Below are 21,890 nucleotides of genomic sequence, written 5' to 3'. Positions count from 1 at the left end.
CTGAACAAATGAGAACAGGGGGGTAATCCTGTTCTTTTTTGTTCGATTATGCTAAAATCTTGACAGCATTTTGCGGAAGGAGAAAGAAACATGGAAGCACCAGTGGCAAAAAACGAATATTACGATGTCGTATTTGAAGACTTAACACACGACGGTGCAGGCGTGGCAAAAATCGATGGCTTTCCGATTTTTGTCGCGAACGGGCTGCCGGGAGAAAAAGCGAAAGTGAAAGTTATCAAAGTAAAAAAAGGCTACGGCTACGGTCGTTTAATTGAATTATATGAGCCAAGCGCAGATCGCGTTGACGCGCCGTGTCCGATTTATAAACAATGCGGCGGATGCCAGCTTCAGCATTTAAGCTATGAAGGACAGCTAAAGGCAAAGCACAAGCATGTAAAAGAAGTGCTTGCGCGCATCGGGAAGATTGAAAATGTCATTGTTCATCCTGTGCTTGGCATGAGCAATCCGTGGCGCTATCGCAATAAGGCGCAAGTGCCGGTCGGCGAGCGCGAAGGCGGACTTGTCGCAGGTTTTTACAAAGAAAGAAGCCACGACATTATCGATATGGACACCTGTTTGATCCAGCAGGAAATGAACGATGTTGTTGTGCAAACGGTCAAACAAATTTGCGAGAAGTATAACATCCCAGCCTACAACGAACAAACGCATAAAGGTACTCTCCGTCACATAATGGCTCGCTACGGGGCAACGACGAAAGAAGTGATGGTCGTTTTGATTACACGCACCGAGGAGTTGCCGCATAAAAAGAAAATCGTTCAAGAAATTATTGAAACGGTACCAAATGTGAAGTCGATTGTGCAAAATATAAATCCGAAGCGAACAAATGTCATTATGGGAGAACATACGCGCGTGCTTTGGGGTTCTGAATATATTTATGATTATATCGGCGACATTCGGTTTGCGATATCTGCCCGTTCCTTCTATCAGGTGAACCCGGAACAGACGAAAGTGCTGTATGAAAAGGCGCTCGAATATGCGGAGTTAACAGGTGAAGAAACCGTCATTGACGCTTACTGCGGCATTGGAACAATTTCTCTCTTCTTGGCGAAAAAAGCAAAAAAAGTGTACGGTGTCGAAGTCGTTCCAGAAGCGATTGAGGACGCTAAACGCAACGCGAAGCTGAACGGCATCGACAACGCCGAATTTGCCGTCGGTGAAGCGGAAGTCGTCATTCCGAAATGGTACGAACAAGGTATCGAAGCTGACTGCATCGTCGTTGACCCGCCGCGCAAAGGCTGCGACGAAGCCTTGCTGCAAACGATTATCGCCATGAAGCCAAAGCGGGTGGTGTACGTATCCTGTAACCCGGCCACACTCGCTCGTGACTTGCGCATCCTCGAAGACGGCGGGTATAAGACACTCGAAGTGCAGCCGGTCGACATGTTTCCGCATACGAATCATGTGGAGTGTGTGGCGAAACTAGCCTTGAAATTGTAGAAACTGAATAAACTTGTGCGAAAATGAAAATAAAGTTTTGCGAGAAAAAAGGGAAAGGGAAGGGAAATCCTTATTTCTCAAGCCCTTTCCCCTTTTCCGTGTCAAAAGTTTATTTTTCGGTCTTTATTCTGTTTGACAACACTTTTTCGAAACCATCATAAATGCAAAACGAGCGAAAACTAAAACTATAAGTTAAAGTTAATGAGTTCTGCTGCTCAACAAACATTAAAGCAATTTAATAAAGACGAATTTTTCGAATGAAGTTATTCGCAATTCAAATACAAAAAGGCAGAACATTTCATATTCCAATGTCACCGGCTTTTAAGAAAAAGCAAGTTGTAGATGATCTATGCAAAAGAGTATGAAAGTCGGACAATTGAGAGGGAAAGTCCTCTCTTGTCTAAAGCTGATTCATTCTGACGGCAAGATGACAGGTTTTCTTGGCTAAACTTCTATAAACAAGTACACCTATTTCATTCAGCTTTCAGGCTGATCAATGAACTTCACTCTTCTTTTCAAAGTTAAAGTCGCACTATTAGAATTTTATTTCTATTATTTTTTTGCCGGCAATTTCTTTATGTTCTTTATTTAGCACTTCACTTGTCATTAGTTTGATCCATTCTAAATGATTACTCTTAGCTTTGTCTTCTTGCCCATGAACATGGTTATTTAAAGGAAATCCCATGTTGCCTATCTTCTCTTCGCTGCCGCTATACATGCCGTTTAATTCTTCAAGATAAAAATCATTTTCCCAAGTCATCTTTTCCCCTGAGCTTGTTTCTAATAAAGCGATTGGTGCGAAGTATACTTCTTCATTTGTTGTATTTTTAATCTTCATCTGCACTCTTATAAAATCAAAGTCTTCTGCTTCATGTGTAAATCCATGGAAAAAATCAATTAAGTTATATGCTGGAAGATAATGAAGTACTTTGACATCTAATATGGTTAACTCTATAGGACCGATTTTATACGTTTTGTTCACCTCTTTTATGTCTTCTAATATCAATTTTCCTTTTTCATCCCAAAACGAATCACCGGCTTTTTGTAATGACGAATCGTCTGTAACTTGAGGATTACCGCTATATTCTGTCTTTGAATACTCGGTCTTATTTGCTTCGTTTTCTCTTATTTCGCTTTGATTAGCAGCTTTTGTCCGGGTTATTTCTTCTTTTTTATCTTGATTGGCTGAACATCCAAATAACAGCATAAAACTTAAAATCAATAGAACATATTTCACCATTCGTGTTCCTCCTAAAACGAAATTTTTAAGTAGCATAAATTTATGATAATAAAGAAATATGAATTTTCTTTTAATATAAATTAAATGAATGTAAATTGGTGTAAAAATAATGGCATATCTCTTTGAAGCATTACGTCTAGAATGAACAGTTTTTGTACAGTTGGTCAAGTTTAATTGTTATTGTATTTTCGGAAATTTTACAAATATTAATAGAAAATTCATAATCTATTAATACAATCGTTGTATGTTTATTATATAAAACATTGTAAGGAGGTTTTGTATTTGGGCAAGAAGAAGTTTTTTAGAGGATTAACGGCGTTCACGTTAGCTTCTAGTTTAGGAGTCAGCAGCTTAGTAACGAATCATGATGTTGTCAAAGCTGAGACAAAACCGAAGCAAGTTAAAAATATCATCTTTATGATAGGGGACGGAATGGGGGTTTCTTACCTAACAGCACATCGTTATATGAAAGATAACCCTGATACATTTGTTGTCGAAAATACAACATTTGATGACTACTTAATTGGTATGCAATCTACAAATCCAGAAGATGAACATCAAAATATCACGGACTCTGCTTCTGCAGCAACAGCGATGTCAGCCGGTATTAAAACGTATAATGCGGCTATCGCGGTTGATAATGATAAGACGGAAGTAAAAACGGTATTGGAAGCAGCAAAGGAAAAAGGAATGTCGACAGGTCTTGTAGCGACATCAGAAATTACGCACGCAACACCGGCTGCTTACGGTGCCCATGATGTGAACCGAAAGAACATGAATGCGATTGCGGATGACTACTATGACGAATTAATCAATGGCCAACATAAGATTGATGTCATGTTAGGCGGAGGACTTAAGAACTTCATTCGTGAAGATCGGAATTTAGTCGAAGAATTTAAAAAAGATGGATACAGTTTTGTGACAAATGAAGATGAATTGTTAAAAGACAATAACGAACGTATTTTAGGATTGTTCGCTGAAGGCGGTCTTCCTAAACGCATTGACCGTACTGAAGAAACTCCGGATCTAGAAGAAATGACAAGAGAAGCGATTGAACGTTTAAGTAAAAACGAAAATGGTTTCTTCTTAATGGTTGAAGGAAGCCAAATTGACTGGGCTGGACATGATAATGACATTGTAGCGGCAATGTCTGAAATGGAAGATTTCGAACAAGCTTTTAAAGTAGCTCTTGATTTTGCGAAAAAAGACGGTGAAACCTTAGTCGTATTAACAGCAGACCATTCTACAGGGGGATTCTCATTAGGAGCTAATGGTATTTACAACTGGTTCCCAGAGCCAATCAAAGCGGCGAAAAGAACACCTGATTTTATGGCAGAAAAAATCGTCAATGGTGCAAATGTGAGAGAAACATTAAAGAAATATATTGCTCTTGATTTAACGGAAGAAGAAATTAAATCCGTAGAAGACGCTGCGCAAACGAAAGACCTTAGGACAATTGATGATGCGATTGAAGCAATTTTTAATACCCGTTCTGTTACTGGTTGGACAACAGGCGGTCATACTGGAGAAGATGTAGCGGTTTATGGATACGGACCGCAAATTGAACGTTTTGCTGGTAAAATTGACAACACTGATCATGCGAAAATTATTTTTGACATTTTAGAAAATAAAAAAGTGAATAAACCAAAAACAGGACAAACTCCTGCCGATATGAAAGAGGGTCAATTTGCTTATAATGAAATTCAACATTTAATCAGTCAAAATGTCATTTCTCTAGATGATAAAGGAAACTACTATCCAAACAAAGCGATTACACGCGCTGAGGCAGCTGTTATGTTGCAGCGTGCACTAAATCTTGAGATTCCAACTGATTTAAACGCTTTTAAAGATGTGAATGAAAATCATCCATATGCTAAAGAAATTGCTGCAACAAAAGCAAAAGGCATTTTTAAGGGAAAAGCAGATGGAACATTTGGTGTTAATGATGTATTAACCCGTGAACAAATGGCGACTATTTTAGTTCGTGCGTTTTCTTTAAAAGCTCAAAACCATGTTCAAGTAAGATTATCTGATTTAAAATCCGCTTCGCCTGCTCATCAAGAAAATATAAAAATCCTTTATCAAAATGGGGTAACAACTGGTAGAAAAGGTGGAATGTTTGATCCACGTTCTAAAACGAAACGAGCTGAATTTGCAGTGTTCTTATATCGTGCGTTAAATTTAAATAATTAAGGTACATGATAGATTATAGAAGAAAGCCTGAAAACCTTAGTTCCACTACACATATAGGGAACTAAGGTTTTTATTTGTTTATATGTAAATTATTAGGTGCTGGATATGAAGTGTACTTCTTTTATGTTAGGCCCATCCTCCGGCGTTTTCGCTATTTTCAGCGAGCTTGCGGGCTTCGGGAAGTCCCTCCTCGTTTTTCCGCGCGGCGAAGTGGTTGAGAACAGGGATTCCCTGTTTTTCGCGCACAGCTGCTCAAAGATTTAGAAGTACGGTATCCCCAAATTGTGTGGATCCGACAGCACGGAACTTCGAAGTAGTTTTTACGATTCGCAAGCAAAATGAGGAGCGGCCACCCGATACCACTGGTTTAAAGGATATAAGCTCCATCTCTCCACCACTGCCGAGGGAATCATTTTATCTCCTGTGTTGACCACAGCGAATCGGAATGATGCGGCAGTAGCACCAGAATTGCTTGTTTCAGGATATAGTTCTAAAGAAATAACATCTTGAACACGGGTATTAAGAAAACAGCAAACACTATCCACTTCTGAATAATTGTTCTTACTGTATAGTCAACACATGTGGAGTGTGTGGCGAAGTTAGAGGTTAGTTTTGTAAACACAAAATAAACTCGTTCCACGGCTCTTCACCAAAAGTTGTGCTTGATTTTTTTATAACATGCCCCACTTACGCTTGTGGGGAAAAATCAGTAAATCAATGATTTTTGTACATCCTTGTTGATCGTATTGCTTGTCAAGTACATTTTGTGGTGATGAATCGGGACTAAACTTATTTGTATTAATTTGTAGTAACTATTCACCCCGATAGTAGTATGTAAAGAATCGCAACATAAATAGGGCATTCCCGTGATAGAAAATGCCCTAAGTGGTAGAAAGAACACGATCGAGTGTGTCACCCGTCAACAGAAGACATAACGAATCCCACACATTTTTTTCGTGCTTCGTCAGTGTGAAAACGATGCTCCTTGTGATACAAAAAGACTGGGCGAATGTTTCTTCGCGAAACGTACCCGAGATGTTCCCTTTCACTTTGACCATACGAAGATCGCGTTCGGCTTGGTTGTTATCAAAGGGAACATGTACTTCACGTAAGAAACGCAACGCTTCTTCCCTTCATTTTTGAAGGCGTCGAACAAAAGCGAGTGCTTTTTTCGGAAGAGGCATCTTTGTTTCCAATCGGTGTTGTGCTCTTTCTAGGATACGATCATACGCACGTTCCAACCGTCTCGCCTCTTCTTCGGAAAGTGCACCGTGATGGGCTTCAACGGCTTGCTTGGTGGCTAGCAGAAAAATCGGCATATCCGGTCTGGAGGCAGACCGGGTCATTCGATGGCAATGTCCTGATTGTAAGGGAGAATGGGAGCGGGAGTAGCAGAGAACGAGAGACAAGGATTGGGCTGAAAGGGCATGCCGTACATCGAAACAATCCAAAATACTGATGAAAGCCTATCAAGAGGCGGGTTTGGCATGTGATTGTGAGGAAAACAAGGATAACCCTTCATACAAAGAGATTTTCCCTTTTTTAACAGTTGATTGAATCCAGAGAAATCAAAGTTTCTAACTCCGATAAAACTATGTATAATTAAGTTTGGAAATAATAAGGAGGAAGATATATGATTACAGGAGAATTAAAGAACAAAGTCGATAAAATATGGGAAACGTTTTGGACAGGCGGAATTACGAACCCGCTGACGGTCATTGAACAATTTACATACCTCTTATTTATTAAAGGCCTTGATGAAGCTGAAACCCAAAGAGAACAAGAGGCTGCTTTATTAGGAATTGAGTTTGAACGAATCTTTCCTGAAGATAAACAACACTTGCGTTGGAGCAAGTTTAAAAATCTAGAAGCTTCCCAAATGTATGAAATCGTATCTAAGGAAGTATTCCCTTTTATTAAAAGCTTGCATGGCAATAAAAATTCCGCATATGCCAAGTATATGAGTGATGCGATTTTTATGATTCCTACGCCGCAAATGCTTTCAAAAATTGTGGACGGCATTGATAAGCTTCCGCTGAAAGACCGTGATTTACAAGGGGATTTATATGAATATTTGCTATCCAAAATCGCGACAGCGGGAACAAATGGTCAATTCCGCACGCCGCGTCATATTATCAATATGATGGTAGAGTTAATGAAACCGACTCCAGAAGATATTATTGTCGACCCGGCCGCAGGTTCTGCAGGGTTTTTAGTCGCAGCGGGCGAATATTTGCGCAAACATCGCAGTGACTTATTTTTAGTGCAAAGTTTAAAAGAGCATTTTAATAACCATATGTTCTACGGTTTTGACATGGACCGCACGATGTTGCGGATTGGCGCGATGAACATGATGCTCCATGGCATTGAAAATCCGAATATCGAATATCGCGACTCCTTGTCGGAACAAAACAAAGATAAGGACAAATACACTCTTGTCCTTGCCAATCCGCCGTTTAAAGGCTCCTTGGATTATGAAGCCGTTTCAAGCGACCTGTTAAAAATTACAAAGACAAAGAAAACCGAGCTTTTATTTTTGGCGTTATTCTTACGCATCTTAAAAACGGGCGGACGTTGCGCGTGCATCGTACCGGACGGGGTATTGTTCGGCAGCTCCAAAGCGCATAGAGACATCCGCAAAGAAATTGTGGAAAATCATAAATTAGAAGCGATTATTTCCATGCCAAGCGGCGTATTTAAACCATACGCCGGCGTTTCGACGGCGATTATGATTTTCACGAAAACGGGCGTCGGCGGAACAGATCACGTCTGGTTTTACGACATGAAAGCCGATGGCTATTCGTTAGACGACAAGCGCACGCCGATTGAGGAAAACGACATCCCGGACATCATTGCGCGCTTCCATAACCGTGAAGCAGAAAAAGATCGGAAACGGACGGAGCAATCGTTCTTTGTACCGGTGGAAGAAATCCGGGAAAATGACTATGACCTTTCGATTAACAAATATAAAGAGATTGAGTATGAAGAGGTAGAGTATGAAGCGCCAAGTGTGATACTTGAAAGAGTGGAAACGTTGGAAAAAGAGATTATGAATGGTTTAGAGGAATTAAAAAAAATAATAAAGGGATAGAGTGATGCTATGTTTAGTAAATATCAGGACAAGAAAGTTTTAAGAAGTTTACAAAAAAATCCCAATTGGAAATTATTAAAATTTAGTGATGTTTTAAGAGATGAAACTAAGAATGCAAAAAAAATAAAAAAAGAAGAATACCTTGCACAAGGAAGCTATCCAATTATTGATCAGGGAAAAGACTATATTGCTGGTTTTACCAATGATAGAGAAGGTGTTTATGATAAATCTCCATTAATCATATTTGGTGATCATACGAGAATATTAAAGTATATTGATTTCCCTATATTTATAGGCGCAGATGGTGTAAAACTACTAAAAAATGTATTCTCAGAGGAAGAAGTTCTTACGAAATACATTTATTATTATCTACGCACAGTGAATATACCTGACACAGGATATAATCGTCATTTTAAATTTTTAAAAGAAGTGGTAATTCCAATCCCTAATATATACTTACAGGAACGCATTGTTTTTGTACTAGACAAAGCCCAAGAACTCATTGACAAACGAAAAGCCCAAATCGCAGCATTGGATCAGATGGCGCAAAGTGTGTTTTTGGAGATGTTTGGGGATCCGGTGAAAAATAATAAAAACTGGGTCATGCAGAAATTATCCGAGACAGGTGAGCTTAAAAGAGGAATATCGAAACATCGACCACGAAATGCTCCTGAACTTTTGAATGGCCCATATCCTTTGATTCAAACTGGAGATATTGCAAATTCGGGTATATTCATAAAAAAATATAATCAAACGTACTCTGAGTTAGGTTTAAAACAGAGTAAAATGTGGCCAAAAGGTACGTTGTGTATTACAATTGCAGCTAATATAGCCCAAACAGGAATATTAACGTTTGATGCTTGTTTTCCAGACAGTGTTGTTGCTTACATTCCAAAAAATTATATGTCTAATATATATGTACATTTTTGGTTTACGTTTTTACAAAGAATCATTGAAGCTAATGCTCCCGAATCAGCGCAAAAAAATATTAATCTCAAAATTTTAAGTGAGTTAGAAATACCGGTACCCCCTGTTGAACTTCAAAACAAATTTGCAGAAATAGTACAAAAAATAGAATCTCAAAAAGACCTTCTTCAAAAGAGCCTAGAAGAACTCGAAAATAACTTCAACTCCCTCATGCAACGAGCGTTTAAGGGAGAGTTGTTCAACGATTAGTAAGTGTAAAAGGAATTCGTGTTGGTCAAGGGAGGGGGATTTGTTGTTATCCAACTTTAGTTTTCTAATAGGCAAACCTCATTATGAGAGTTTTACGAATGCGTGTTTAGAGGCTGAGAAAAGTTTAGTCGTGAGTCCAGCAACGTGCGCGATTTTGACGCGCCGTGCGCTGGAGCTTGCGGTGAAGTGGGTGTACAGCTTTGACAGCGCTTTGAAAGTTCCGTATCAAGATAATCTTTCCAGTTTGATTCATGACAACGTCTTTTTGTCCATTATTGATGAAGACTTGTTGCCGTTGTTGCGTTACATTGTCAAACTGGGAAATGTCGCGGTTCATACGAACTCGATGATTACGAGGGAAGAAGCGATTCTTTCCCTGCATCATCTTCATCAGTTTGTGTCTTGGATTGATTATTGTTATTCAGATGAATATACGGCTACGGATTTTGATGAATCATTGCTGCCAATTGGCGAGGAAAAGCGCGAGCGTCCGGAAGAATTAAAGGATCTATACGAACGGCTAAGTTCCAAAGACAAGCGTCTTGAGGAAATGATGAAAGAAAACGAACAGCTCCGCGCTCTTCTCACCGCCAAACGGGAAGCGAATACAAAAGAATATCACTTCCAAGTCGATGAACTAAGCGAATGGGAAACAAGAAAGAAATATATTGATTTAGATTTGAAGCTGGCGGGTTGGGAATTTAAAAAGGACGTTATTGTGGAATACCCTGTCGTTGGCATGCCGAATCAGGAAGGAGTCGGCTATGTCGATTACGTCCTTTTTGGCGATAACGGGAAGCCGCTTGCGGTCGTGGAAGCGAAACGGACAACAGCTGATCCGAACAAAGGAAAGCAACAGGCGAAATTGTATGCCGACTGTATTGAAAAAATGCACGGCCAACGTCCGATTATTTTTTACACAAACGGTTTTGAAACGTATATTTGGGACGACCTTAACTATCCGGCGCGGAGAGTTTCCGGCTTTTACAATAAGGAAGAATTAAGCTTGCTTATTGATCGTCGGACGATGAAGAAGCCGCTAAAAAATGTGCAAATCAATGACAACATAACGAATCGCTATTACCAAAAAGAAGCGGTTTTAGCCGTATGCGACGCGCTCGAGAATAAACGGCGCAAAGCGTTGCTTGTCATGGCAACAGGGAGCGGCAAAACCCGGACGGCGATTTCGATTGTCGATGTTCTTACCCGTCATAATTGGGTAAAAAATATTTTGTTTTTAGCGGACCGCAAAACGCTTGTAACGCAAGCGAAAAATAGCTTTAGCCATTTGTTGCGGAACTTGACGCTTTGCAATTTGCTCGATAACAAAGACAATCCAGAGGAAAGCCGCATGGTGTTTTCGACGTACCCGACGATGATGAACGCGATTGACGAAGCGAAGCGAAAAGACGGCAAACGCCTCTTTACCGTCGGGCATTTTGATTTAATTATCGTCGATGAATCCCACCGCAGTATTTATAAGAAATATCGGGCGATTTTTGACTATTTTGACGCGATATTGCTTGGCCTTACCGCCACACCAAAAGATGAAATTGACCGCAATACGTATGAAGTGTTTGATCTGGAAAATGGCGTGCCGACCTATGCCTATGAGTTAGATCAAGCCGTTCAGGACGGCTATTTAGTCGATTATCGGACGATTGAAACAAAATTAAAGTTTCTCGAAGAAGGCATTCATTACGATGAGTTATCGGATGAAGAAAAAGAACGATATGAAGAAACATTTGATGAGGAAGTGGGCGAGGATATTGACAGTGCCGCGCTAAACGAATGGCTGTTTAATGACGATACGATTGATACGGTACTCAGAGATTTAATGGAAAAAGGAATTCGCGTAGAAGGCGGAGACAAACTCGGCAAAACGATTATTTTTGCGAAAAACCATCGCCATGCGGAACGAATCGTGGAGCGCTTTGATCAATTGTTCCCTGAATACAAGGGCGGCTTTGCACGGGTCATTGATTACAGCGTGAACTACTACCAAACATTAATCGATGATTTTTCCGACCGCAACAAATGGCCGCAAATTGCGGTATCGGTCGATATGCTCGATACTGGAGTGGATATTCCAGAAGTCGTCAACCTTGTGTTCTTCAAGAGAGTACGCTCCAAATCAAAGTTTTGGCAAATGATCGGGCGCGGAACCCGATTATGCAAAGACTTATTCGGAGCCGGGCAAGATAAAACGCATTTCCTTATTTTTGATTATTGCGGCAACTTCGAGTTTTTCCGCGAAAATCCAAAGGGAATCGAAGGAAAAGCGGTAGAAAGCTTAACGGAGCGTCTATTTAACGCCAAAATTGAAATCATTAAAGAACTGCAGCATTTACAGTACCAAGAAGAAGAGTATATTGCCTATCGCAATGAATTGATTGACGAGGTGCTAGCGGAAATCAATAAGTTGAATGAAGAAAACTTCCGTGTACGCCAACATATTCAATATGTGCATAAGTTTAAAAATCGAGCCAAGTGGGATTCCTTAACGGCGATGGATTTAAATGAAATTAAAGAACATATTTCACCACTGATTGTTCCGGTGAACGATGATGAATTGGCGAAACGTTTTGATTTACTCATGTATACTATTGAGTTGGCAAAGTTGCAAACTAAAAATGCGACGAAGCCGATTCGGAGTGTGATTCGCACCGCAGAGGCGTTATCTAAGCTCGGTTCGATTCCTCAAGTGGTGGAACAAAAATATATCATCGAAAAGGTGCAGACGGAAGAGTTTTGGAGCGAAGCCGATATTTTCGAATTGGAAGCCGTTCGCGAAGCGTTGCGTGACTTAGTCAAATTCCTTGAAAAAGAAACGCAAAAAATTTACTATACGAACTTTAAAGACCAAGTTTTAGAAGTCAAAGAAAACGGCCCGATGTTTAATGTCAATGATCTGAAAAATTATCGGAAAAAGGTTGAACATTATCTGCATGAACACCGCGACCAGATGGCCATTTACAAGTTGCGAAATAATAAAAAGCTAACCGTCCAAGACTTAAAAACGTTGGAGCATATTCTTTGGAATGAGCTTGGCACACAGGAAGATTATAAAAGAGAATTCGGAGACACACCGATTACAAAGCTTGTCCGTCAAATTGTCGGCCTTGACCCGCAGGCCGCCAACGAGGCGTTTTCCGAATTTTTATCAAGCGAACGGTTGAACATCCAACAAAGCCGTTTTGTCAAATTGATCGTCGATTACTTTGTGAAAAACGGGGTCATGGACAAGCGGGTGCTGCAGGAAGAACCGTTCAAAACCGTCGGCAGCATTGTTGAACTCTTTCAAGACAACATGGACGACGCGCGGAGGATCATTAGCATTATCGATGAGATTAACAGAAATTCAGAAGATATTGTGGGGGCGTAGCAAAAGCGTTCCTTGTGGTAATCTAGTTAGCCGTTGGGGTTGTTGCTAACGTTTCAATATATTCTGTTTTTCTTCGGTGTTAAGGCATCTTTGAGGCTGGAAACGTCTTGAAGATGCCTTATATTTTTTATACATATGGAACAAGTACAAAAATTGTCTAGATAGCTTATATTGAGTCAAAATGGTTCGGCAAATATCCAAAAAAGTTCAATCTTGGGTCAATGAGTTGGGTATCCTCCTTACATTTATGGATGATTCAAGCTGTATTCGAAATGTGATTTACACAACCAATACTATCGAATGAACGATCAAGGAGATTCGGAAACGTCTAAAGCCGATGAACAGTTTAAGTAGTTTAGAGTCTGCAGAAAAAGTCGTACATTTAACCATCTAGGACTTTAATGAGAAAGGGTAGGACGAAAGTTGTGAGGATTTGTCGAAGCGCAGGAAGCCCTCCAACGCATGTTTGAAGAACGTTACAATTAACCAAATAATGTAAATGTATATGATAAGGGGATTCTCCTTTTCTACAAAGGGTACTGAATATTCAGTCTTATGTGTGGAGGAAACGAGTCCACTATCCATTCCAAATCTATTTCAGAGATACCCATCTTGCATTACACAAAATTCTTGACGGTACCTTTTATTTCGAATGTATATCAAAAAAAATTTCAGTCAAGGTTGTAAATCATTTTTAACAAGTTTCTTTATTAAGAAAAGAAAGAAAAATTTTTTGGGGGTATAACTGTGAAAACAAATGAAGTGAAACTCATTCCGATTGTTCAATTAGAACAGTCAGAAGAAAATCGTTCCTCCAGTGTTATGGAAATTGGAGCAGAGTACAAATGGAAAAAAGAATAGCCCAGCGAGATCAGTAAATATCACTTATCTCTTCTGGTTTTAAATCAAATCGGTTGGTAATTAAACGAAGTAAGTTCCCTTTTGTGTCCATAACTTCTAGTAGACGATAGACATTTTCAGTACGATTTTGTGTGGTACCAATGTAAACCATTTTATCGGATAGAACGTGACAACCATCAGGAAGTGAAAATGTATAGACTTCACGAATGACTGCGTTTTTCTTCAGTCTTGAAACGAAGAAATAGCCATCATCTGTCATCCGGTCAAAACGTTCATAGTCCACATAACCGCGGTCAAACACATACATGGCTTCTTGATCATCCACTAGGACTTCGAGTTGATTTCGGTCATGTTCTTTTGCTGTCGTAATCACTGCTTTTTCGGGATAGACGGTGTCTTTATCCATGAAAACGAGCCGTAAGTGTAGCTTTACACCAGCTTTTGTTTTACGGAATTTTGCCCATTTATAATTGGTCAAATTCAACGGGAGTGTACTTGAATCAATGATTTTCAGTGGCATATTCTTTCCGTTTTTATAATGGTACCGTTGAATTTTCCAAACAAGATCCAAGAACAAATTTACAAGAATGAGTGGGTTGATCTGATTGTTTTTTCGGGATAGCTGAGAGGCACTTATCGATTCAAATCCGAGTGCTTTTTGAAGATCTTCGTCTACAAGTGCATCACTCATTTCCTCTAAGCTCCTAAATTCGAGCAGTTGGGCTACCAATAAAAGTTTAATATAGGCTTCTGTTGTCAGCTTTTTTGTGTAATATTCCTGTTTCAATTCTTTGACTTGTTCGCTAAGTTTTTGAATATTTATGGGTGAAACCCATTTACCAAATGATGAAATTAGTGTATTCTTGTCCATAACAGTTATCCTTTACGATTGGATTTGGACAGGAACCACCTGTACTTCCATTGTAAAGGATTTTTTTGTTTCGAAATCAATAAAAAATTGAACATTCTTAGTATTTTGAATCATCAGATTTAATTACTGCAATGCTAGTGAGCGAAAAATAAACAAAAAAAACGCATTCCTCCCCATGCTTGAAGGCAGGGGTTTCCTGCGTGATTAATCATGAAATATGAAAAAAATATTGAAGCTGAAATGTGTAATATTTATAATATTATTCAAGTTGTGTGTTGTACAACAAAAATAATCAGCTTGCATAGGAGGGATTGGGTTGATTGAAAAGCTTGTAGAAACGGTGAACGGGTGGCTATGGAGTCCTTTTTTGATTGCATTCATTGTTTGTTGCGGTTTGTATTTTAGCATTCGCACCCGTTTTCTGCAAATCCGCCATGTGAAAGAGATGGTCCGGCTTGTGACGATGGGGAAAAGCTCTGAGGCCGGGGTGTCTTCTTTCCAGGCGTTGACGATGTCGTTGTCCGGCCGCATCGGCGTCGGAAACGTGGCCGGGACGGCGACGGGGATTGCTTATGGAGGGCCGGGCGCTGTCTTTTGGATGTGGGTCATCACCTTTATCGGAGCGGCGACCGCGTATGTCGAGTCGACGCTGGCGCAAATTTATAAAGAGGAACAAGACGGACAATACCGCGGCGGTCCGGCGTTCTACATTGAAAAAGGCCTTGGCTGGAAATGGTTTGCGGTGGTGATCGCCGCGGCGATCATTCTCTCAATGGCGGTGCTGATGCCGGGAATTCAAGCAAACTCGATTGCCGACAGCTTTTCGAATGCGTTTGGCATTCCGAAATTGGTGACGGGAATTTTCGTGATTGCCGTTCTTGGCTTTACGATTTTTGGCGGAGTGAAGCGGATCGCGAAAACGGCGGAAATTGTCGTGCCGTTTATGGCAGTTAGCTATTTGTTGGTCGCGATTGCCATTATTGCGGCCAATATTGAAAAAGTCCCGGATGTGTTTGGTTTGATTTTCAAAAGCGCGTTTGGCGCTGATCAAGTGTTTGGCGGCATTCTTGGTTCGGCGGTGATGTGGGGGGTCAAACGCGGCCTTTATGCGAATGAAGCGGGGCAAGGGACGGGCGCCCACCCGGCAGCGGCGGCGGAAGTGTCCCACCCGGCGAAGCAGGGGCTTGTGCAGGCATTTTCGATCTATTTGGACGTGTTCTTGATCGTGACGGCGACGGCGCTGATGATTTTGTTTACAGGTCAATACAATGTGATCAATGAAAAAACGAGAGAGACGATTGTCGAGAATTTGAAAGGGGTGGAACCGGGCGCAGGGTATACGCAGGCGGCGGTGGACACGCTCTTCCCGGGATTCGGGTCGGCCTTTATTGCGATCGCTCTGTTCTTCTTCGCGTTTACGACGATATACGCGTATTACTATATTGCCGAGACGAACCTCGCCTATTTGGTGCGCAGTGAAAAGAGGGGAACGGCCTTCTTTGCCTTGAAGCTCGTCTTTTTGGCGGCCACGTTCTATGGAACGGTCAAAACGGCGACGACGGCGTGGGCGATGGGCGACATCGGGCTTGGTATCATGGTGTGGCTCAACTTGATTGCGATCTTGTTGTTGTTTAAACCGGCCTATATGGCCTTGAAAGATTACGAAGAACAGCTGAAGCAAGGGAAAGATCCGGAGTTCAACGCGTCGAAATACGGAATCAAGAACGCGGAATTCTGGGAAAATGGATATAAGAGATGGGAAGAAAAGAAAGAGAAGGCATTGTAACAGGTTGATTGGTTGGAGTCGATGGTGTCCTGGATGCAGCGGGACACCCTTTTTTTGAGATGCGAATAGTGCCTGGCACTGTTCGCTAATAAGTTTAGCTGTTTTTAGCGTTTTTGGGATCCTCTTTGGACAGATAATGTGGTATTTTGGCGAAAGAAAATATAACTATAACAAAAAAATAGTCGATCATCTAACAAAAGATTAGGGTTGTCTGACTCAGCTTCTCCTTCCGTAATGTATTGAGTCAAGTAATTCAATAAGTCTTTTTCTTTCCTCAATATCATGTTCAAGCGCTTTTACTGTAGCCCTATTAGATAAATAGCTTGTTAACTTCTTATACTTCCCTATTTTTTGGAAATAAATTTTATATTGTGGGCTAGAGTGTAGAGCACAAAACCAAGTTAATTTTTGCAACTTTTTTATGTTTCTTCGAGCCTTAAATATATCTATTATGATAAACGAAAGTAACTCAAGGAAAGAGTGCAATAAATATAAAATAGATTCCATAGGTATGACCTCTTAATTGGTAATGATAAACATTTAAAGGAAATGTAATAGAGAAAAGGCGGTCAATTAAGATTTTAGTCGAAAATTATCATGTTGACAACTACTCAGCATTTTTATCTTATAAATTGGGTGTTGCTCAAATTTCGAGGTGTAGTCACTATGCTTTTCTTTTTCAACAAATACTACTGCATCAAACAACATGACATAAAAGACTGCGGACCAGCTTGTTTGGCTACGGTATGCATGCGAATAGTGCCTGGCACTGTTCGCTAAAAGAAATTTCGAAAAAATTTCTTTTTTGTCTTGTTTTTTTTAGGCGTTGCTTCTATAATTTGAATCAACAGCAGTCATATGGTCATCAGACGACCAAGCAATCAGTCTTATCATAGGGGAAATCGGTGCAAACAGAAAGGGGAGGTTTTTATGTGGAAGCAAGATTTTACGCCGGTTGCTGATCAATTGGCACTGTCAGCGGTTGTTGCGCTCATTCCGATTTTATATTTCTTTTGGGCGTTGGCAGTGAAGCGAATGAAAGGACATATAGCGGGAGTGACGACGCTAGCCGTTGCTTTGGTCATTGCTGTAATCGCTTACAAAATGCCGGTTAGTATGGCAGTGATGTCGGCAACGCAAGGAGCAGTATACGGGTTATTGCCAATCGGTTGGATTATTATTACATCTGTCTTTTTATATAAACTGACTGTGAAAACAGGACAGTTTGATACGATTCGCGACTCGGTCTTGTCGATTACGGAAGATCGTCGATTGCAAGCGTTGTTAATTGCTTTTTCGTTTGGGGCATTTTTGGAAGGAGCTGCTGGATTTGGGGCACCGGTCGCGATTTCTGCGGCATTGCTTGTCGGATTAGGGTTTAATCCCTTATATGCAGCTGGTATTTGTTTAATTGCTAATACAGCGCCAGTTGCGTTTGGAGCCATTGGAATTCCGATTACTGCTGTTGCTGGTCCGACGGGCATTCCAGCGATGGATATCTCGAAGATGGTCGGTCGCCAGTTGCCATTTTTGTCGTTATTTATTCCGTTTTATCTCGTATTAATTATGGCTGGATGGAAAAGGGCAGTCGAAGTATTGCCAGCTATTTTAGTATCTGGTATCTCATTTGCGCTTACCCAATATGCAAGCTCAAACTTTTTAGGGCCAGAATTACCAGATATTTTGTCGGCACTTGTTTCACTAGTTGCCTTAGCTGTGTTTTTAAAAGTTTGGAAACCAAAAAGCGTGTATCGTTTTGAGAGTGAAACGCGTGCTACATTCGCCACATCAACAAAACATACAAGTGGTGAAGTATTTAAGGCGTGGTCTCCATTTTTAGTATTAACAGCGTTTATCTCCATCTGGGGAATCCCACAAGTAAAAGCGGCGCTAACAGGACATTACGAAGGAACGAACGCTTTATTGAAAGCGCTTAATACATTAGGTTCTTCGTTAACATTTATGCCGGAAGTGCCTGGATTAAGCAATAAAATTGTGAACGCGAGCGGCCAACCGATTTTAGCTGTTTATAAACTAGAGTTGCTTGGAGCAGCAGGAACAGCAATTTTATTTGCAGCGATTGTTACGAAATTTATCGTTCGTATTTCTTGGCGTGAATGGTTTGCGACGTTTGGTGAAACACTTAATGAGTTAAAATTTCCGATTGTCACTATTGCTTCGGTTGTCGGCTTTGCCTATGTGACGAACGCCTCTGGCATGAGCACAACGCTCGGGATGGCATTGGCGAAAACAGGCCCTCTCTTTGCTTTCTTCTCGCCGTTTTTAGGTTGGCTTGGTGTATTTATTACCGGCTCAGATACATCATCAAACTTGTTGTTTGGAAACTTGCAAAAAGTAACAGCGACATCGCTCGGCATGGATCCAGTACTTGCGGTAGCAGCGAACTCATCTGGTGGGGTTGTCGGAAAAATGATTTCTCCACAATCAATTGCAGTTGCCTGTGCTGCAGTAGGATTAGCTGGCAAAGAATCCGATCTATTCCGCTTTACTGTGAAGCATAGTATTTTCTTAATCATTTTAATTGGCATTTTAACGTTCTTACAGTCAAATGTACTTTCATGGATGGTTCCTTAATGAATGGAAGGGACATTCGGATGCAGAGGAATATATATTTCTCTGTACCGGAAGTTCCTTTTTTATTTAAACCTCTATATAAAATTTATAATTTTTTGCGGTATGATGGTGTGTAGAGGTGATTGAAGATGATTCGAACATATAAGGTCATGTTTCTTTCCAACAATAAGCAAAAAAAGAAGCTGTATATAACCTTACTTTAGCACAACAATCGGGGGACTTAAAAAAGGTGGCAAATTTTTAAATGATGGGGAAATAAGAAAAAGACTAACGAAGTTGAAACAAACGAGTACACATGGCTTAATCAATACTCGAACAACATCACAAAACAAGGGATTAAAAACGCGACAACCGCCTATCAAAACTTTTTTGAAGGATAAGTAAAATGTCCGCAGTTTAAAAAACGAAAGAAACGGACGAGATCAAGTAGAAAGGCGGAAAAACTGGACTGTCAATCTTATTGTACTAACGGCAACATTGTTTTCAAATTAGAGCAACGATTTTTCCTGACTAATTTGTAACGCTTTTTCTATACAATCTGCCGTTTCAAATAGAGCGCGAAATCGCTATGCCTATATTCTTCAAGGGCAGAAAGCATGATTTGATGAACCGTTTCTGCATCTTCCACATGAACTAGACGAATCATACCATCTTCTATCATATGTATCTACAATTTTGTTAAAATATTGTTAATTTGTTCTAAAGTATAATATAATCTTAAACAAAGTTCATTTTTAAGATAGAAGGGGAATTATGGATAATATAAAAAAACTACATCCTATCAGTATAACAATTATTATCGGAACATTATTTGCAAGAATGGCGATGTTTATGACCATTCCGTTTTTAGCCATTTATTTAACGAGCGTAAAAGGAGTTAGCGCTTCATTTGCAGGGGCAATTATTGGGATTAGTTCGATTGTAGGACTGTTTGGTGGTTTTTTTGGCGGGTATGTTTCCGATCGATACGGGCGAGAGAAAGTGATGAAAATTTCTCTTTTGATGTGGACGTTCGTGTTTATTGGTTTTGCGACGGCGGAGAGCGTTTGGACGTTTTTTCTATTAAATGCGTTAAACGGCTTATGTCGTTCGTTTTTTGAACCTTCATCGCGAGCGTTGTTGTCGCAAGTGACAAAACAAGAAAATAAATTGCTTGTGTTTAACTTGCGATACGCTGCGATTAATGTAGGGGCAGCAGTCGGTCCATTAGTCGGCTTGAAGATCGGTAGTTCGTCATCGACAGCCGCTTTTTTTATCACTTCTTTTGTTTATTTTCTTTATTTCATTTTACTTGTAGCACTTTTTTCAAAATATACAATTGAAAAGCATGGCGACGCATCTGAACATGTAACGCTTCGAAACGCTGTCAACGTATTAGGGAATGATCGTGTTTTTTTATTCGCTGTGATCGGAATGATTCTCGGTGTAACAGGGTATTCACAATTTAATTCAACCATTCCGCAATATTTGTCGCGATATAAAGATGGTGTACAGCTTTTTTCTTATTTAATCGTCTTTAATGCCATTACTGTACTCGTTATACAGTATCCTATTTCAAGAATTGGTAAGCGTTATTCTGCATTGACGTCGATTATGTTCGGGATTGGTGCGGTAGCATTAGGTCTTTTTGGATTTGGTTTATTCACTGCTGTTCCGATGTTATTTGCGTCTATGTTTATATTAACAGTCGGAGAAGTGATGATGTTTTCGATGATCGACATATTTATTGACCAAATTGCACCTCAACATATGAAAGGATTATATTTCGGTTCTATTGGTTTTACGGCCATAGGCAACGCCGTTGGTCCTTGGATTGGAGGATTGATGCTTGAACATCTTGGTTATGGCAACCATTTGCTTATTTTTAGCTTATTAGCTTTATGTACTTCCATCGGTTTTCCTGTTTTCTTATATGTTGGCCGTTTAATGAAGGTGACGAAACGGCATATGGAATATAGTTTGTAACAGTTTGTTTGTACGACGGATGGGGTGGAGAAATGAGGAAATTTACAATTTTACTTGCACTTTTTCAACGTATGTCCAGTTGTAAGGAGTGAGGCGATTAGTGCGGTCTTTTTCGTTGGACCAGTCTTCATGCTTTTTTGTGGCCAATAATCTTTGATTGGTTTTTGTGGCTGTGGGAAACGGTGTTCATTTTTTTGTTTACAAGCTGTCACACATAATGGTGTGTCATAAGCTGCGCAACCATCACATTTTGTTAAGTCAATAAGTGAGCCGATTAACGTGTTTTCGTCTGATTTGTCAGTTTGTGCGTATCCCGGTGTTTTTGTCGTAAGCAACATCCCAGCTGTTGCACCAGCAACTGTTGAACGTTTTAAAAACGTTCGACGACTTATTTTTTCACTCATAGAGCTATCCCTCCTCATTCATATACATATATGGGTACTTTAATTAAAATGAAATGCTTTGAAAAGAAGAAGTGTATTTTTGTTTGTGACAAAATTATGACAAAGTGAGGACAATGTTCATGCCTATGGGGAGATGCATAAGATGAAACGGTAAAACGTATGGAGGGATGAGCATGCCATTTATTTCAGACCGCTTTCCAACGATGACGGTAGTGACGACTGTTGGAACGATCACATTGCCAGATGATTATGCTGGGCGTTGGTTTGTCCTCTTTAGTCATCCAGCTGATTTTACCCCGGTCTGCACGACAGAGTTCGTGGCGTTTGAGAAAATGAAGCCACAATTTAACGAGATGAATACAGAGTTAATCGGTCTGTCGGTTGAACAAGTGTTTTCCCACATGAAATGGATCGAGTGGATTCGTGAAAAACTTCGTGTTAACATTTCATTCCCAATTATTGCGGATGAACTTGGATATGTGGCGAAACAGCTCGGGATGATTCATCCAACGAAAGGGACAAGAACGGTGCGCAGTGTATATGTTGTTGACCACGAGGGGACGATTCGTCTCATGTTAACGTACCCTGAATCGGTCGGAAGAAACATATACGAAATTGTGAGAGCAGTGAAAGCGTTGCAAACAACAGATGCATATAAAGCAGCAACACCAGCGAATTGGCCACATAACGAGTTAGTAGGAGATCGGCTCATTATGCCGCCGCCGCGCACTATTCAAGAAGCAGAAGAACGATTAAATAAAGCAAAACAAGGGGAAATCGATTGTTTTGATTGGTGGTTTTGTACGAAGCAAACATAAAAAGACAGCGGGTGCATCACTCGCTGTCTTTTTGTATGCTTAGGATA

General features: G+C 40.3%; 12 protein-coding genes and 5 pseudogenes. 12 read left to right on the top strand and 5 right to left on the bottom strand.

What is annotated here, in order from left to right; translation table 11 throughout:
* The first annotated feature begins 90 nt into the window (after positions 1–90).
* On the top strand, positions 91–1,458 hold the full coding sequence (rlmD, locus tag ABEV15_RS04665; RefSeq protein WP_498852493.1) for a 23S rRNA (uracil(1939)-C(5))-methyltransferase RlmD: 1,368 nt from the start codon (positions 91–93) through the stop codon (positions 1,456–1,458).
* A 535-nt stretch (positions 1,459–1,993) separates the two neighbouring features.
* Here the strand turns inward: rlmD and ABEV15_RS04660 are convergent.
* Entirely contained in the window at positions 1,994–2,698 is a 705-nt protein-coding gene (locus ABEV15_RS04660) for a hypothetical protein (protein WP_429636188.1), read from the bottom strand.
* A gap of 282 nt (positions 2,699–2,980) precedes the next feature.
* Here ABEV15_RS04660 and ABEV15_RS04655 point away from each other — a divergent pair.
* The 3 genes and pseudogenes from ABEV15_RS04655 to ABEV15_RS04645 all read left to right on the top strand — a co-directional run.
* Positions 2,981–4,342: pseudogene (locus ABEV15_RS04655) on the top strand (alkaline phosphatase); the annotation flags it as partial.
* Positions 4,343–4,369: 27 nt separating this feature from the next.
* On the top strand, positions 4,370–4,891 hold the full coding sequence (locus tag ABEV15_RS04650; RefSeq protein ID WP_256368179.1) for an S-layer homology domain-containing protein: 522 nt from the start codon (positions 4,370–4,372) through the stop codon (positions 4,889–4,891).
* Between the two features lie 134 nt (positions 4,892–5,025).
* Positions 5,026–5,371 (top strand): annotated as a pseudogene (locus tag ABEV15_RS04645) (transposase); the annotation flags it as partial.
* A gap of 401 nt (positions 5,372–5,772) precedes the next feature.
* Here the strand turns inward: ABEV15_RS04645 and ABEV15_RS04640 are convergent.
* Positions 5,773–6,210: pseudogene (locus ABEV15_RS04640) on the bottom strand (IS66 family transposase); the annotation flags it as partial.
* A 314-nt stretch (positions 6,211–6,524) separates the two neighbouring features.
* Here ABEV15_RS04640 and ABEV15_RS04635 point away from each other — a divergent pair.
* From ABEV15_RS04635 to ABEV15_RS04620, 4 genes and pseudogenes are all read left to right on the top strand, one after another.
* Entirely contained in the window at positions 6,525–7,982 is a 1,458-nt protein-coding gene (locus ABEV15_RS04635) for a type I restriction-modification system subunit M (RefSeq protein WP_498852492.1), read from the top strand.
* 9 nt (positions 7,983–7,991) lie between these two features.
* On the top strand, positions 7,992–9,158 hold the full coding sequence (locus tag ABEV15_RS04630; RefSeq protein WP_498852491.1) for a restriction endonuclease subunit S: 1,167 nt from the start codon (positions 7,992–7,994) through the stop codon (positions 9,156–9,158).
* A 43-nt stretch (positions 9,159–9,201) separates the two neighbouring features.
* Positions 9,202–12,543, top strand: coding sequence for a DEAD/DEAH box helicase family protein (locus ABEV15_RS04625; RefSeq protein WP_498852495.1), 3,342 nt, complete (start codon positions 9,202–9,204; stop codon positions 12,541–12,543).
* A 173-nt stretch (positions 12,544–12,716) separates the two neighbouring features.
* Positions 12,717–12,972: pseudogene (locus ABEV15_RS04620) on the top strand (transposase); the annotation flags it as partial.
* 445 nt (positions 12,973–13,417) lie between these two features.
* On the opposite strand, the pseudogene ABEV15_RS04615 reads toward ABEV15_RS04620, so the two are convergent.
* A pseudogene (locus tag ABEV15_RS04615) lies at positions 13,418–14,275 on the bottom strand (IS4 family transposase); the annotation flags it as partial.
* A gap of 316 nt (positions 14,276–14,591) precedes the next feature.
* Between ABEV15_RS04615 and ABEV15_RS04610 the strand changes: the two are divergent.
* A complete protein-coding gene (locus ABEV15_RS04610; protein ID WP_498852490.1) occupies positions 14,592–16,061 on the top strand; it encodes an alanine/glycine:cation symporter family protein in 1,470 nt (489 codons plus the stop codon).
* A 216-nt stretch (positions 16,062–16,277) separates the two neighbouring features.
* On the opposite strand, the gene ABEV15_RS04605 is transcribed toward ABEV15_RS04610, so the two are convergent.
* Complete coding sequence (locus ABEV15_RS04605; protein ID WP_498852489.1) at positions 16,278–16,568, bottom strand: hypothetical protein; 291 nt, start codon at positions 16,566–16,568, stop codon at positions 16,278–16,280.
* A gap of 423 nt (positions 16,569–16,991) precedes the next feature.
* Here ABEV15_RS04605 and ABEV15_RS04600 point away from each other — a divergent pair, with 423 nt between their 5' ends.
* Together ABEV15_RS04600 and ABEV15_RS04595 are read left to right on the top strand one after the other, a co-directional pair.
* Positions 16,992–18,656, top strand: a complete 1,665-nt coding sequence (locus tag ABEV15_RS04600; protein WP_498852488.1) for an L-lactate permease — start codon at positions 16,992–16,994, stop codon at positions 18,654–18,656.
* A 753-nt stretch (positions 18,657–19,409) separates the two neighbouring features.
* Entirely contained in the window at positions 19,410–20,621 is a 1,212-nt protein-coding gene (locus tag ABEV15_RS04595; protein WP_498852487.1) for an MDR family MFS transporter, read from the top strand.
* 50 nt (positions 20,622–20,671) lie between these two features.
* Here the strand turns inward: ABEV15_RS04595 and ABEV15_RS04590 are convergent, their stop codons facing one another.
* Complete coding sequence (locus ABEV15_RS04590) at positions 20,672–21,025, bottom strand: twin-arginine translocation signal domain-containing protein (protein WP_498852486.1); 354 nt, start codon at positions 21,023–21,025, stop codon at positions 20,672–20,674.
* A gap of 173 nt (positions 21,026–21,198) precedes the next feature.
* Here ABEV15_RS04590 and ABEV15_RS04585 point away from each other — a divergent pair, with 173 nt between their 5' ends.
* Positions 21,199–21,843 (top strand): peroxiredoxin, encoded by a 645-nt coding sequence (locus ABEV15_RS04585; RefSeq protein WP_429633285.1) that lies wholly within the window; start codon positions 21,199–21,201, stop codon positions 21,841–21,843.
* Positions 21,844–21,890 lie beyond the last annotated feature (47 nt).

The organism is Bhargavaea massiliensis (genome assembly GCF_050480245.1).
Classification (GTDB): Bacteria; Bacillota; Bacilli; order Bacillales; family Anoxybacillaceae; genus Anoxybacillus.
Note: the sequence above shows the minus strand (reverse complement) of the source record. Positions and strands in the feature narration are given on the sequence as shown.